Here is a 15,093-nt window from a genome sequence, read left to right as displayed (position 1 = left end):
CTTACGCTGTGCGACGGGGCATGTCACGAAAGGATCACATATCTTGGCCGATCCCTCACGGGAAGGTGCGCAGGGACAGGGCCCGTGCGCAGGCTGGTCATTCCCGGGGCGGCTTTGATGCCTATTTTAGCGGCGGCGAAACCGCGGTTTACGACGCGCAGACACCCACCAGAGCCTCGTAGCGCTGCGTGACCCAGCCCAGGGCTTCGGCCGGATCCTCGTTTTCGATCTGTGCGGTCAGGTTCTTGAAAACGGCGGCCGAGCGGCTGTTGTCGACCACGGTCATGCTGTCGGACGCGGCGACCGTCTGGTAGATGAAGAAGGCGATGGCCACCAGCAGGATGCCGCGGGCGACGCCGAAGAAGAAGCCAAGCCCCTGGTCGATGCCACCGAAGGCCGATCGCTGCACCACCGACGAAAAGAGCGGCGTGAAGAACGACACCACGATCAGCGCCACGGCGAACACGGCGGCAAAGGCCGCGATGATCGACAATTCGCAGCTGTCGGCGATGTAGCCGCCGATCACCGGGATCTCGCGCATCAGCGGTTCGACCTGAGGCGCAAAGAGAAACGCCAGAAACGCGGCCGCGATCCAGCCAAGGATCGCCATGACCTCGCGCACGAAACCGCGCGAATAGGCCAGAAGCGCCGAGATGACGATGACAACGGCCACCCCGCCGTCGATTATGGTAAAGCCTTCCATGCGTTCGCCTGTCTGTCCCCGATGTGTCACTGTAAGTCCGGGGTCCGCGTATTACGGGCCCGGCATGGTCTCGGGGCGTCCCCACGCCCGTCTGTCACGCCTTTGCGGCGCTTGTGTTGGCGGGCCTGTCTCAGCCCGCGCCGAAAGTCTCGCCCACGAAGGCGGCCAGATCGGCCGGCTTCGTGACCGTTATACCCCGTTCCGCCGATGTCTTTCCGGTGGATGGCGCGATCGCTTGCGAAAAACCAAGTTTTCGCGCTTCTTTCAACCTGTTTTCTGTCTGGGAGGCGGGTCGCAGCGCACCCGACAGGCTGATTTCCCCGAAGACGACCGTCTCGGCCGGCAGCGCGACATCTTCGCGCGCGCTCAGCAGTGCCGCCGCGACGGCCAGATCGGCGGCCGGTTCACTGATCTTCAGACCGCCCGCAACGTTCAGGTAAACGTCGAGCCCGGTGAAGGGGATCGCGCAGCGCGCTTCCAGGACGGCCAGGATCATCGCCAGCCGGGATCCGTCCCACCCGACCACCGCGCGGCGGGGCTGGGCGTGGGGCGTGGGTGCGACAAGGGCCTGGAGTTCGACCAGAACGGGCCGCGTGCCTTCGATGCCCGCAAACACGACCGATCCGGCCGCCGGTTGACCGCGGCCCGACAGGAACAGGGCCGACGGGTTCGCGACCTCGGCCAGCCCGGCACCGGTCATTTCGAACACGCCGATCTCGTCCGCGGGGCCGAAGCGGTTCTTGACCGCGCGAAGGATCCGGAACTGGTGGGCGCGTTCGCCTTCGAAATAGAGCACCGTGTCGACCATGTGTTCCACGACCCGCGGCCCGGCGATCTGGCCGTCCTTGGTGACATGGCCCACAAGGATCACCGATACGCCGCGCCGCTTGGCAAAGGCCGTCAGCTCGTGCGCGGCGGCCCGGACCTGCGAGACGGAGCCGGGGGCGGAGCCCACCTGATCCGACCACAGCGTCTGGATGGAATCGATCACCGCCAGTTTCGGGCGCATCTGGTCGAGCGTCGTCAGGATATCGCGCAGATCGGTCGCGGCGGCCAGTTGGACCGGTGCCTCGGCCAGCCCCAGCCGGCGCGCGCGCATCTGGACCTGTGCCACGGCTTCCTCGCCCGAGACGTAGAGCGTGTTCAGACCTTCGGACCCGAACCGCGCGGCGGCCTGCAACAGCAGCGTGGATTTCCCGATCCCCGGATCGCCCCCCACCAGGATGGCCGACCCTTCGACCAGCCCGCCGCCCAGCACGCGGTCAAGCTCCTCGATCCCCGACCGCGCGCGGGGCGGTGGCGGGGCACTGGTGTTGAGGTCGGTCAGTTCCAGCGCACGGCCCCGTTTCGCGCCCAGCGATGCGGCCGCGGGGCCGGCGGACAGGGGCGTGTCTTCGCTGATGGTGTTCCATTCGCCGCATGCCTCGCACCGGCCCGACCACTTGGTGGTGACCGCGCCGCAGGCCGAACAGGAAAAGGCAGGGGATTTCGCCATGGCTCAGCTTGTGCCCGTTTGGCTTTCGCTGGGCAAGCCGTCGCGTGCGACCACGCGTTCGGTCAGGTAGCTGACGACGATCCCGCCCAGCACGCAGAAGGTGAACAGGTAAAGCCCCCAACCCGCCTCGATTCGGCCATAACTCATGGATTTGAAGACCGTGACGTAGACGGCGACAAGGAACACGTCGGCCATGGCCAGCCTTCCGAGAAAGGCCGTGGCGGGCAGCAATTTCGGGTCCGCCATGCGGAACTGGACCATCAAGAGCGCGAAGGTCTTGGCGATGGGGGCCACGATGGCGAAGAGCGCCACGGCCACGGTCAGGAAATAATCCGTCTCCCACAGCGCCTGCAGGCCGGTGACGACCGAGATCTCGGACAATCCGAAGATCGGCAGAAGGCCCGCGCGGATCAGCGGCGCGAACCAGGCGATGGGATAGAGAACCAGCACAAGTGCCGTGAGCAGACGGAGGGAAGTGAGCATGTGGCCCCGCAAAATTCAGGTCGCCTGCATGTGGAGGCGAAGGGCGGACGGAACAAGGCTGAACGCTGCGGCGCGGGACGCCCGGCCCCGATCCGCCGGGCGCCGGACAAGTGTTTCGCCCGGGCTCTTGGCGGCGCCGGAAGAACGCCTATGTTGAGTTTTACAGGAAGCGTTCGCAGAGGGGACCCGACAGGAATCCCGCGGTTTTTCAGTGATATGCAGGGCAAGATGTGTCCATCCTGCACCATGTTGCTACCCCGTGAAACATGTTCGAACCTACCGGCACCACCCGAAACCTTTAACACTGGTAAACGTTAACTGGTTGTTTGGTACGGTTTCTCTCTCTTGGGGTTGCATTGTGCAGCCCCAAGAGACCGAACCGATCCCGGCATGCCGCGGGCGTTCCGAACACTTGCCGGACGTTGACAAGGACGGCGAGTTGCGGCCGTAGCGAGCGGGGCGTCGCGACCCGTCAAGCTGTTCGGCGTACCGATAACACCCTTGGCGCGGGTGTCGTCATCCTACCGGACGACGCCTGTGCATCCCGATAACCCCGCAACCGCTGGCACCTGCCTACCGGACGGCCTCGATCGGTCCGTCGGAGCGGCCGTTGATGAACTGGTCGAGATACGGATCGCCCGAGGCATCCATCTGGGCCACAGGCCCCGTCCACTGGATCTCTCCGTCATGGAGCATGGCGACGTTGTCGGCGATGGCGCGGACCGATGACATGTCGTGGGTGATGGTCATCGCCGTGGCGCCCATCTCCTCCACGATTTCGCGGATCAGTTCGTTGATGACGCCCGCCATGATCGGGTCGAGCCCGGTGGTCGGTTCGTCGAAGAAGATGATCTCGGGGTCCGCCGCAATCGCGCGGGCAAGGCCCACGCGTTTCTGCATCCCGCCCGAAAGCTCCGCCGGCAGCCGTTCGGCCACGTCGGGCTTCAGGCCCACGCGGCGCAGCTTTTCCACCGCGATCTCGTAGGCTTCGGCCTTGGGACGCTTCAGGCTGCCGCGCAGCAGGCGGAAAGCCACGTTCTGCCAGACGGGCAGGCTGTCGAACAGCGCGGCGCCCTGGAACAGCATCCCGAAACGGGCCAGGAACGCGTCGCGGTCGCCTTGCCGCGCATCCTTGCCATCGACAAGGATCCGCCCCGCATCGGGCTGGATCAGCCCAAGGATGCATTTCAGCGCCACCGACTTCCCGGTGCCGGACCCGCCGATGATCACCATCGACGTGCCTGTCGCGATCTCAAGGTTCATGCCCTGCAGTACGCGGTTGGGCCCGAAGGCCTTGTGGACGTCCTCCATCACGATCATACCGAGAAGAACACCCCCGTGAGCAGGAAATTGGCGGCAAGGATCAGCACCGCCGCGGCCTCGACCGAGGATTTGGTGGCCCGGCCCACGCCCTGCGCGCCGCGGCCCGAGTTCATGCCGTAGTAGCAGCCCATCAGCGTCGCGATGAAGCCGAAGGCGCAGCCCTTCACAAGGCTGGAGATGATGTCGAGCCGTTCAAGGAAATTCACCGTGTTCTGCAGGTAGTTGGCCGCGTTGAAATCAAGGCTGTAGACGGCAACTGTGTAGCCGCCCGCGATGCCCACGATGTCGCCCACGCCCACAAGGAACGGGACGGTCACAAGACCGGCAAGCACGCGCGGGGCGATCAGGTATTTCATCGGGTGGGTCGACAGTGTGACCAGCGCGTCGATCTGTTCGGTGACCTTCATCGTCGCGATTTCGGCGGCGATGGATGATGTCACGCGCGCGGCGATCATCAGGCCCACCAGAACGGGGCCCAGTTCACGCACCATGCCGATGGCCACGATCTGTGGCACGACAGCTTCGGCGTTGAAGCGCGCGCCGCCGGCATAGATCTGCAGCGCAAGCGCGCCACCGGTGAAGATCGCGGTCAGCGCCACGACGGGCAGGGACAGCCAGCCGATGTGCAGGAAGGCCAGCCAGACCTCGCGGATGTAGATCGGCGGGCGGATGATGTGGGTGACCGCGCCGAAAGCGAAGATCGCCACGCGACCGGCGCCGGCGATGATGCCCAGCGTCCAGCGGCCAAGCGCGGCAAGAAGGGTCACGGGGTTCATTCTCGCGCCGGCACTGTCGCTCATGATCGGTAACTCCGCTGGTAACGCTGGCCGAGAGAAGTCAGGATTTCGTACCCGATGGTTCCCGCCGCGTCTGCCACCATGTCGACGCCCTGTCGAGGGCCGAGAAGCGTAAGAACCTCGGGCTCCCCGCCCAGTTCGGTGACGTCGACGGTGATCAGGTCCATCGACACGCGGCCCGCTACCGGGCAGGGGGTGTCGCCGGCATACAGCACCAGCCCGTCACCCATCGCGCGGATCAACCCGTCGGCGTATCCGGCGGCGATGGTCGCGATGCGGGAAGGGCGCGTGGCGGCGAAGGTGTTGCCATAGCCCACGGTTTCGCCCGCGGCCACATCGCGCACCTGGATCACCGGTACGTCGAGCGCGACGACAGGCGTCGCGTTGGCGAAGGGCAGGCCGCCGTACAGACCCACGCCAGGGCGGGTCATGTCGAAATGGAAATCGGGGCTGTGCAGGATGCCGCCCGTGGCGGCCAGCGATCTGGGCGCGCTGACATCTTCCGTCATCTCCAGAAATGCGGACAGCTGCCTTGCGTTCATCGCATGCTCGGGCTCGTCCGCGCAGGCGAGGTGCGACATCACCAGTGCCGGGCTCAGCGGCAGCGCGATTTCGCGCAGCGCGGCCCATTCGGCGGCTTCAAGGCCCAGCCGGTTCATGCCGGTGTCGAGCTGCAGGCCGAAGGTATGCCCCGGCAGGCTTTCGACATGGCGCAGCATCTGGTCGACGGAATTGATCAGCGGCGTCAGGTCCTTGGCACGCAGCAGGTCCGTGTCGCCCGCCATGTGACCGCTGAAGATGAAGATCCGCGGCCCGGGTCCAAGGGCATCCCGCACCGCGGCGCCTTCTTCGGCGGCGGCAACGAAAAACGTGCGCGCGCCGGCCTGTGCCAGTGTCCGCGCAACGGGATCGGCGCCCAGCCCGTAGCCGTCGGCCTTGACCACGGCCGCGGTTTCGCAGGCGGTCATCGCGTCGAGCGCCCGCCAGTTGGCGGCGACGGCGTCAAGGTGGATTGTCAGCTGGCCCGTGCTCATGCGCCGTTCATGACAGGATCGGAAGCGGCGTCAAGTGGGGCTGCCCGGGGCGCGGCATTCATCCGCGCTCCAGCGCGAAGACCGCCTGCCAGGGCAGCAGAACCGAAGAGTTTTCGCTGGGGTGAACCGTGAACGGTGCGCCCAGATCGCGCACCCAATCGCCTTCCGGCAGAGGCAGGGGGATCTCTTCTCCCGAAAGGTTGAAGGCGCAGAACAGCCGGTCGGCCCCGTGCTTGCGGATGAACGACAGTGCGTTGTTCGAGGCATCGACGATCTCCAGCGTGCCCTTGGTCAGGCAGGGATAGGCGCGGCGGAAGGCGATCATGTCGCGGTAGAAGGACAGCATGCTGTTGTCGTCCGCCTGCTGCACGCCCACGGCCTGCTGCAGATGTTCCATCGCCACGGGCAGCCACGGCTTGGTGTCGGTGAATCCGCCGTACTGGTGATCCTGCACCCATGGCAGCGGCGTGCGCGCCCCGTCGCGGCCGCGGAATTTGGGCCAGAACTGCTTGCCATAGGGATCCTGCAGATCCTCGTAGGCGACATAGGCTTCGGTCAGGCCCAGTTCTTCCCCTTGGTAGAGGCAGACCGACCCCCGCAGCGACAGGAGCAGCGCGGCGAAGACCCGGATGGACGGATCGTGCAGCGACCAGCGCGTAGCGTGGCGCTGGACGTCGTGGTTTGAAAAGGCCCAGCACGCCCAGCCGTCGGCCAGCATCCGGTTGGTCCGGTCCAGCGTTTCGGCAAAGAAGGTGCCGGTGGGGGCGTTGCCCGACAGAAACTCGAAATCATAGCACATGTGCAGCTTGTCGCCGTCGGCGGTATAGGCGGCCTGAAGCTCGGCCCCGATCTGGCCATCGCCGACTTCGCCCAGGGCGGTGCGCAGGCCGAATTCCTCCATCAGCGCGCGCAGGCGCCGGAGGAAGGCCAGGTTTTCGGTCTGGTTCTTGTCGTGGATGTGATCCTGGAAGTTGTAGGGGTTCACCGCCGGGGCCAGCGTTTCGGTGCGTTCGGCCTTCATCAGCGGCGGATTGTCCTTCAGCTCCCGGTCGTGGAAGTAGAAGTTGACCGTATCCAGCCGGAAGCCATCCACGCCCCGTTCCATCCAGAAGCGCGCGACATCCAGCAGTTCGTCCTGCACATCGGGGTTGTGCAGGTTCAGGTCGGGCTGTTCGGGCAGGAAGTTGTGCAGGAAATACTGCATCCGTTCGCCATCCCATTGCCAGGCCGAGCCGCCGAAGATCGACAGCCAGTTGTTGGGCGGCGTGCCGTCGGGCTTGGGATCGGCCCAGACATACCAGTCGGCCCGGGCATTATCGCGCGACGACCGGCTTTCGGAAAACCACGGATGTTGCGACGAGGTATGCGACAGCACGAGATCGATCAGCACCCGCAGGCCCAGATCGTGGGCGCGGTGGATCAGCGCATCGAAATCGCCGATCGAGCCGAAGATCGGATCGACATCGCGGTAATCGGTGATGTCATAGCCGAAATCCAGCATCGGCGACCGGAAGAAGGGCGAGATCCAGATCGCGTCGACGCCCAGTTCGGCCACGTAAGGCAGACGGTGGATGATGCCCGAAAGGTCCCCGATCCCGTCGCTGTTGGAATCCTGGAAGGACCGCGGATAGATCTGGTAGATCACGGCGCCGCGCCACCAGTCGGGGTCGGCGGTCAGGATCCGGCTGTTGGCATCGTGGGGGTCTTGGTAGGTCACTGTCGCTCTCCGGTCGTCTTCGCTCTGGCAGCACGCGGCGTGGCGGCATGCAACCCTTAACTTACATTGTATCCGCCGGAAAACGACCTCCTCGGGGTCGCAATTGGCATGGGGACAACTACATATACCGTACTGTTAACTTTTCTGCTCGATATCTGGGCAGTGCTTTGTGTTCCACCCGAGGGCAACAAATTTTCGGAACCTTTTCGCGTCTGCAGCATTGACCTTGCACAGGGGTAGTGGGCTATTTGCGACATGAGTGATCTGAAAGCGACACAGTCAGGGGGCGCAACGGCGCCGGAAACGAAACAGACAAGGACAGCGGAGGCAGGCCATGATGCATGAACCGATCAAAGGCAATCCGCTGCCCTCGCGGGCCCAGGCCTACAAGACCGTGGCCGTCATCGGCGCGGGGTCATGGGGCACTGCGCTGGCCGCGACGCTGGCGCGGGCCGGTGTCTCGACCCGGATCTGGGGCCGCGACGAAAGCGTGATCGAAGAGATCAACGCACATCATACCTCCGAAAAATTCCTGCCCGACGTGACGCTGCCCGACAACCTGATGGGCGTGCGCGAATTGTCGGGCGCGCTGGCCGGCGCCGAAGCGGCGCTGATCGTCGTGCCGTCGCGCAGCATCCGTTCCGTGGCGCGCCAGGTGGCCGAATATGCCCCCGACGGCATGCCCGTGGCCATCTGCGCCAAGGGGATCGAGGCCGAGACAGGCTACCTGATGACCCAGGTCGCTGAAGAAGAACTGGGCAACCGGCCCGTCGGCTGCGTGTCCGGCCCGACCTTCGCGCGCGAAGCGGCATTGGGGCACCTGACCGCCGCCACCGTGGCCTTCACCTTCAGCCAGGCCGACCGTCTGAAACCCCACGAAAGCCCGGCCGTGCGTCTGGCCGTGTCGTTGTCGACGGAATCGTTCCGGGCCTACGTGTCCGACGACCTCGTCGGCGTCGAAATCGGCGGCGCGGTGAAGAACGTGATCGCCATCGCCTGCGGGATGATGACCGGCGCGGGCTTTGCCGAAAACACCCGGGCCGCACTGATCACGCGCGGGCTGGACGAACTGAAGGCCCTCGCCGAAGCCCTGGGCGGCCGCCGCGAAACGGTAACCGGCCTGTCCGGCGTGGGCGACCTGACGCTGACCTGTTCCAGCACGACCTCGCGCAACATGGCGCTGGGGATGCAACTGGGGCAGGGCATCCCGCGCGACAATTGCTTCGACGGCAAGCCCGTCGTCGTGGAAGGCGAAGTGAACGCGAAATCCGTCACCGATCTGGCGCGGCGCCTGAACGTCGACATGCCGATCTGTGAAACCGTGCGCGCCATCCTGCACGACGGGAAAGGCGTGGGCGACGGCTTCGCGCAACTCTGGGCCCGACCGATCGAGGCCGAACCAAGGGCGATGGACCTGTCCTTCGACCATCCCGCATCCGACAAAGATATTGCAACACTTGCAGAAAGGATCTCATGACCCGTCACGACCGCATTCAAAACGCTGATCTTTCCACGAAGGATTTTGTTCTGGCCACTGACCTGGACGGAACATTCCTCGGGGGCTCCGATGACGAACGCAAGCGCTTCTACGCATGGATCGAAGCGCATCGGGATCGTGTCGGATTGATCTTCGTGACGGGGCGCGATCCGGGGTTCATATCGGACCTCACCCGCAAGCGAGGCGTGCCGCGACCCGATTACGTGGTCGGCGATGTGGGCACCACGATTGCCGCGGTCGACGACAACCACATGCTGTCGCCCATCGACGCGCTGGAATCCGAGATCGCCGAAGCGTGGGGCGACGCCAACATGCGCGTCACCGCGGCGCTGAGCCGTGCGCCGGGCCTGAAGCTGCAATCGACGCTGTTCCGCTACCGCATCAGCTATGATCTGGATCCGGAGACGTTTGACGACAGCGCGCTGGATATCGTGGCCGATCTGGGCCTCGACGTGCTGATGTCGGACAACAAGTTCTTCGATGTGCTGCCCAAGGGCGTCAGCAAGGGGCCGTCGCTTCTGCGTCTGCTGGCCCATCTGAACGTCCCGAACGACCGTGCGCTGGCCGCCGGTGACACGCTGAACGATTACTCCATGCTGGCGCTTGGTATCCCGGCCGTTGCGGTCGGCAATTCCGAAGCGGTGCTGCTGGACCGGGTCGCGGATCTGGATCACGTCGTGAAGGCCGAAGGCCACGGCGTGGCCGGCATTGCCGAGGCGATCCAGGCCCATAAACTGTTCCCTGCGCGAAAGGAGACAGCTGATGTCGTCTGAACTGGTGATCGTCTACCACCGGCAACCTTACGAGGAGCACGTGGTCGACGGGAAAACCGTCTTCAAGGAAAACAAGAGCCCGAACGGCATCGTGCCGACGCTGAAAAGCTTTTTCGGTGGCGTCGATCATGGCGCGTGGGTCGCGTGGAAGCTGTCGGACGATCCCAGCAACCCGGATTTCGAACGCCGGGTGGAGATTGAGGACGCGTATGGCAAGTACGCCGTGTCGCGCCTTCCGCTTTCGGAAAAGCAGGTGAGCGAGTTCTATCACATCACCTCGAAGGAGGCGTTCTGGCCGATCCTGCACGCCTTCAAGGAACGCTATAACTATGACCCCGTCGACTGGGCCAACTTCCGGGACGTGAACCGTCGCTTCGCCGAAGCGGCGGCGGAAGAGGCCGCGGAAGGCGCGCTGGTCTGGGTGCATGATTATAACCTGTGGCTGGTGCCGGGCTACCTGCGCCAGCTGCGCCCCGACGTGCGGATCGCGTTCTTCCACCACACGCCGTTCCCGTCGGCCGACATGTTCAACGTGCTGCCGTGGCGCAAGGAAATCGTGGGAAGCCTTCTGGCCTGCGACGACGTGGGCTTCCACATCCCGCGCTACGCTGCGAACTTCGTGTCGGTCGCGCGCTCACTGTTCGACGTGGACGTGACCGACCGTGTCCGCGTGCGGGAAGACTGGGTGTCCGAAGGTACGGCCCTGACGGAACGGGTGGTGCCGTCGCATGTGGTCACCGACGAAGGCCACGAAGTGACGATCAGCGTAACGCCCGTGGGTGTGGACACCGATTTCATCGACGACCGCGCGCGGTCCGACGCGACGAAGGAGCGGCTCGACGCGATCAAGGAGGAGCTGGGCGACGAAACCCAGATGATCCTGTCGGTCGGGCGGACGGATTACACCAAGGGCGGGATCGAGCAGCTGCAAAGCTTCGAACGCATCCTGCAGAACAATCCGGAGCTGCGCGGCAAGGTGCGGCTGATGCATGTCTCCGTCTCGGCCAACACGAACATGACGGCCTACGAGGAAGTGCAGAACGAGATCGAGCAGATGGCGGGCCACATCAACGGCCGCTTCGGCCGGTTCGATTGGCAGCCTGTCACGCTGATCTCGCGCGCGATCCCGTTCGAGGAACTGGTGGCCTATTACCAGTCGGCCCATGTCTGCTGGATCACCCCCTTGGCGGACGGGATGAACCTTGTCTGCAAGGAATTCGTGGCCTCGCGGATCGACGGCGACGGCGTGCTTGTCCTGTCGGAATTTGCCGGTGCGGCGGTCGAGCTTGGCAATGCCGTGATCACCAACCCGTTTTCGTACCGTGCGATGGACCAGGCGCTGCTGCAGGCGCTCGACATGCCCGAGGAGGAGCGGCGTTACCGCATGACAGGGCTGCGCAAGGCGGTTCTGGGCAATTCGGTGCGCAACTGGGGCCCGGGCAGCTTGACGGTGAAGCGGGATCTGGAACCCGCTGCCTGACACGACTGAACAGTTCTCATGGCGACCGCCGGGTTCGGCGGCCGCCATTTCTTTGTAATCGCCCGTCGGGAGGGGAGGCCCGTTCGCGGCCCGTACGACACAGGCGACTGTGCCATGTTGAAAAACATCCTTCCCCTTTCGGCCCTGCTTCTGGGGTCTGCTTTCCTGTTGTTCGCCGGTGGCGTGAACGGCCTGATCCTGCCCATCAGGGGCGAGATCGAGGGTTTCTCTGCCGCCTCCCTTGGCCTGTTGGGGACAGGCTGGGCGGTGGGTTATGTGCTGGGCTGCCTGCGCACCGCGGCGCTGGTGGGCAAGGTGGGCCATGTCCGCGCCTTCGGCGTGATGTGCGCGGTAGCCACGATCTCGATCCTACTGTCGCTTCTGTTCATCACGCCCTGGGTCTGGATCCCGCTGCGCGGCCTGTCCGGCTTCTGCTTTGCCGGTGCCGCGATGGTGGTGGAAAGCTGGCTGAACGAACGCGCGGACCACACCAACCGCGGCCGGATCTTCGGTCTTTACACCATGGTCAACCTCGCCGCGACGACGGCGGGCCAGCTTGTCCTGACCATGGGCAACCCGGCGGGCATCTTCTTCTTCGTGCTGGCGGCCATCGTCTATTGCATGGCGCTGCTGCCCACGGCGGTTTCGGCGGCGAGCATTCCCAGCCCGCTGACCAGCGTGAAGCTGGATCTGCGCGGGCTCTGGATCAACTCTCCCATCGCGGTGTTCGCAGTGTTCATGGTGGGTATCTCGAACGGTGCGTTCGGGACGCTGTCGCCGGTCTATGCCGCGAAGGCCGGGCTGGAGGTGCACGAGGTCGCGTTGTTCGTGGCCTTGCCCGTGCTGGCGGGCGCGATCACCCAGATCCCCGTGGGCTACCTTTCGGACCGGTTCGACCGCCGTCAGGTGCTGATCGCCACGGCAATGATCGGCCTGATCGCGGATGCCACGTTCATCTTCGCCACGCCTCAGGGGCTATTGAACAACCTGATCTACGGCGCCCTGTTCGGATCGGCCGTCTTCGCGATGCAGCCGATCATCATCGCCCACGCCAATGACCACGCCGTCCCGGGCACCGCGATCCAGGTGAGCGGCGGGCTGCTGCTGATCTTCGGCATCGGCACGATCATCGGCCCCACGATCGCCGGTTTCGCCATGTCGACATTCGGCGATACCAGCCTGTTCTGGACGACCGCCGTGGCCCATGTGCTGATCGTGCTCTTCGCGCTTGTCCGTCTCCGCGCCCGTTCTGGGCTGGCCGACGAGGACAAGCAGGCGTTCCGCGCCGGCCCCATGGGCCGGTCCGCGACGCCGGAAACATCGGCGCTGGCCGAAGCCTAGGCATCGCTTGACCGGTGCGCGCAAAAGCCCGCGCCGGTCCCGTTCTTGCCGCTTGATACCCGCGTCGCGTCATGGTCAGGTCACCTATTGTCCCTGGGCGTGACCACATGACGTTAAGATCTTTCGTGCCGCTGTCCGCCCTGTTCCTGGGCCTGGCGTTCCTTCTGTTCGCCGGCGGCGTGAACAGCCTGATCCTGCCCATTCGCGGCGAACTGGAAGGCTTTACCGCCGCATCGCTGGGGCTGCTGGGGACCGGCTGGGCCATCGGCTACGTGCTGGGCTGCCTGCGCACCGCGCATCTGGTGGCCAGGGTCGGTCATGTCCGCGTCTTCGGTGCGATGTGCGCGGTGGCGACAATTTCCGTCCTCTTGTCGCTCGTCTTCATATCGCCCTGGGTCTGGATCCCCTTGCGGGGGTTGTCGGGCTTCTGTTTCGCAGGCGCCGCCATGGTCGTCGAAAGCTGGCTGAGCGATCAGGCCGACCCCAAGACCCGCGGCAAGATCTTCGGCATCTACACGATGGTGAGCCTTGCCGCGACAACGGCGGGCCAGTTGGCGCTGACAATGGGCGACCCGTCAGGCTTTCTGTTCTTCGTGATCGCGGCCATCGTCTACTGCATGGCGCTGCTGCCCACGGCCGTGTCGGCCGCCAGCAACCCGACGCCCCTGACCACCGTCAAGCTTGATCTGCCGAGGCTCTGGCGCAATTCACCCATCGCCGTGTTCGCGGTACTGATGGTCGGCGTCTCGAACGGCGCGTTCGGTACGCTTTCGGCCGTCTACGGCGCGCGCGCGGGGCTTGAGATCAGCGACATCGCGTTCTTCGTGGCGCTTCCCGTTCTGGCCGGCGCGCTGGCACAATTGCCCATCGGCGTGCTGTCCGACCGGATGGACCGCCGGGTGGTGCTTATCGGCATCGCCGGGGTGGCGCTGGCGGCCGACGCGATCTTCGTCTTCTTCATCCCGGAAGGGGTGCGGGCCAACCTGATCGCCGCGTCCATCTTCGGGGCGGCCGTCTTCTCGATGTATCCCATCATCGTGGCCCATGCGAACGACCACGCACCGCCGGGCACCGGCATCCAGGTCAGCGGCGGGCTGCTGCTGGTCTTCGGGGTCGGCACCATGGTCGGCCCCACCGCCGCCGGTTTCGCGATGACCGAGTTCGGCAACAGCAGCCTGTTCTGGATCACCGCCACCGCCCACGCGCTGATCATCCTGTTCGGACTGGTCCGCCTCCGCGTCCGAACGGCACTGCCCGAAGAAGACAAGCAGGCCTTCCGCGCGACGCCCATGGGCCGGAACGCAACCCCCGAGACATCGGCGCTGGCCGAACGTTAGGCGATCAAATGCGGAGCAGTGATGGTGGGATAACTGCGGGGAGGTGGTGGGTGATGAGAGACTCGAACTCCCGACATCTTCGGTGTAAACGAAGCGCTCTACCAACTGAGCTAATCACCCGCGCCGGATCAGATAGCGTGAAGCCCGGGAGGGGTTCAATGGGGAATCTGCTCGGTATGGGCCCGCCGTTGCGAAAGCCCGGGCAGGGCGCGCGGGCCTACGGTTCCTGGAAGTAGCGGTGGATGTTCTGCTGCCAGATCTTTTCGCCCACAAGGCAGTCGTAGCCATTGGCCTTCTGCACCGTTTCGCGCGGAGCTGTGGGCATCACTCCGGCGATTTCCAGCACGATCTTGCGGCGGACGGCGTCGGCGAACTGGTCCCATGACGTGACGGGGATGACGAAGGCGCCGGGGCCGCCGATCACGCATTCGGTGTAGTAGATGTCCAGATCCTCGATGCTCCATTGCGAGAACAGGTCGTCCCGCGTCATCAGGGGCAGGCCGTTGATGATGATGCCCTGCGCCAGCACGTCGGAGCGTGCGGCCAGAACCGGGCGGCCCTGGTTGTTTGGGCCGTCGCCCGACACGTCGATGATCCGGCGCATGCCGCGGAAGTTGTTCAGGTCGAACATCGTCGACGTGTAATCCAGCGCGCCCGAGATCGACGTTCGCCGCATGCCGGAGCCGAGGTAGCTGTAAAGATGGCGGGCCACTTCCTGCGCGGCTTCGGGCGTGTCGATCAGCGTCCACGGCACGATGACGGTCTGGGATTGGTCGCCGGCCCATTCCACGTAGGTCACCGCGATCCGTCCGATCAGGCCGCCCTGTACCGTGCCGATGACCTCCTTGCTTCCAAGCGCCGCGGCATAGCCCTTGCGCTGGATTTTCAGTTCGGCGGGAGACATGGAACGGGAGACATCGACGGCAAGGATCAGTTCGACATCGACGTCGACAGGTTTGGCCTCCTGTGCCCAGACAGGGGCGACCGACATCAGAACGGCGGAAACGAGACCAAGGAGACGCATCGGTAAAATTGGCCACAGTTTCGTTAACCTGTCCATTCAAGACTTCGTGCTGGTTAATCTGTGGCGGGTGTCTGCGCAGGGCGCGGGC

13 protein-coding genes and 1 tRNA gene are annotated in these 15,093 nt (G+C 64.9%); 5 read left to right on the top strand and 9 right to left on the bottom strand.

The genetic code is table 11. The features are described 5' to 3' along the window. Positions 1-148: 148 nt before the first annotated feature. The 7 genes from D4754_RS04485 to D4754_RS04455 form a co-directional block, all read right to left on the bottom strand. A complete protein-coding gene (locus D4754_RS04485) occupies positions 149-703 on the bottom strand; it encodes a CvpA family protein (protein ID WP_121061734.1) in 555 nt (184 codons plus the stop codon). 130 nt (positions 704-833) lie between these two features. Then, a complete protein-coding gene (gene radA, locus D4754_RS04480; protein WP_121061733.1) occupies positions 834-2,198 on the bottom strand; it encodes a DNA repair protein RadA in 1,365 nt (454 codons plus the stop codon). A gap of 3 nt (positions 2,199-2,201) precedes the next feature. Continuing rightward, entirely contained in the window at positions 2,202-2,681 is a 480-nt protein-coding gene (locus tag D4754_RS04475) for a paraquat-inducible protein A (protein WP_121061732.1), read from the bottom strand. A 573-nt stretch (positions 2,682-3,254) separates the two neighbouring features. Further along, positions 3,255-4,001, bottom strand: a complete 747-nt coding sequence (locus D4754_RS04470) for an ABC transporter ATP-binding protein (protein WP_121061731.1) — start codon at positions 3,999-4,001, stop codon at positions 3,255-3,257. Next, positions 3,998-4,780: an MlaE family ABC transporter permease gene (locus D4754_RS04465; protein WP_121061730.1), complete on the bottom strand. Its 783-nt coding sequence runs from the start codon at positions 4,778-4,780 to the stop codon at positions 3,998-4,000. Before D4754_RS04465 ends, D4754_RS04470 begins: the two co-directional genes overlap by 4 nt. A gap of 20 nt (positions 4,781-4,800) precedes the next feature. Continuing rightward, positions 4,801-5,835, bottom strand: a complete 1,035-nt coding sequence (gene alr, locus D4754_RS04460; RefSeq protein WP_121061729.1) for an alanine racemase — start codon at positions 5,833-5,835, stop codon at positions 4,801-4,803. Between the two features lie 58 nt (positions 5,836-5,893). Next, on the bottom strand, positions 5,894-7,552 hold the full coding sequence (locus tag D4754_RS04455; protein ID WP_121061728.1) for an alpha-glucosidase family protein: 1,659 nt from the start codon (positions 7,550-7,552) through the stop codon (positions 5,894-5,896). Positions 7,553-7,886: 334 nt separating this feature from the next. Between D4754_RS04455 and D4754_RS04450 the strand changes: the two genes are divergently transcribed. From D4754_RS04450 to D4754_RS04430, 5 genes are all read left to right on the top strand, one after another. Continuing rightward, positions 7,887-9,029 (top strand): NAD(P)H-dependent glycerol-3-phosphate dehydrogenase, encoded by a 1,143-nt coding sequence (locus D4754_RS04450; RefSeq protein WP_121061727.1) that lies wholly within the window; start codon positions 7,887-7,889, stop codon positions 9,027-9,029. Continuing rightward, the gene (locus tag D4754_RS04445; RefSeq protein WP_121061726.1) at positions 9,026-9,823 is read left to right on the top strand and encodes an HAD-IIB family hydrolase; all 798 of its coding nucleotides are present in this window, start codon (positions 9,026-9,028) and stop codon (positions 9,821-9,823) included. The genes D4754_RS04450 and D4754_RS04445 overlap by 4 nt, the downstream gene beginning before the upstream one ends. After that, complete coding sequence (gene ggpS, locus D4754_RS04440) at positions 9,813-11,303, top strand: glucosylglycerol-phosphate synthase (protein ID WP_121061725.1); 1,491 nt, start codon at positions 9,813-9,815, stop codon at positions 11,301-11,303. Before D4754_RS04445 ends, ggpS begins: the two co-directional genes overlap by 11 nt. 114 nt (positions 11,304-11,417) lie before the next feature. Next, complete coding sequence (locus D4754_RS04435) at positions 11,418-12,644, top strand: MFS transporter (protein WP_121061724.1); 1,227 nt, start codon at positions 11,418-11,420, stop codon at positions 12,642-12,644. Positions 12,645-12,751: 107 nt separating this feature from the next. Continuing rightward, positions 12,752-13,981: an MFS transporter gene (locus D4754_RS04430; RefSeq protein WP_121061723.1), complete on the top strand. Its 1,230-nt coding sequence runs from the start codon at positions 12,752-12,754 to the stop codon at positions 13,979-13,981. A 44-nt stretch (positions 13,982-14,025) separates the two neighbouring features. On the opposite strand, the gene D4754_RS04425 is transcribed toward D4754_RS04430, so the two are convergent. Both D4754_RS04425 and D4754_RS04420 read right to left on the bottom strand, forming a co-directional pair. Further along, positions 14,026-14,101, bottom strand: a tRNA-Val gene (locus D4754_RS04425). A gap of 97 nt (positions 14,102-14,198) precedes the next feature. Continuing rightward, complete coding sequence (locus D4754_RS04420; RefSeq protein WP_121061722.1) at positions 14,199-15,005, bottom strand: DUF1194 domain-containing protein; 807 nt, start codon at positions 15,003-15,005, stop codon at positions 14,199-14,201. Between the last annotated feature and the right edge of the window lie 88 nt (positions 15,006-15,093).

Source organism: Chachezhania antarctica (genome assembly GCF_003646465.1).
In the GTDB taxonomy this organism is placed as follows: domain Bacteria; phylum Pseudomonadota; class Alphaproteobacteria; order Rhodobacterales; family Rhodobacteraceae; genus Chachezhania; species Chachezhania antarctica.
This window is presented reverse-complemented; position numbering and strand designations above follow the sequence as displayed.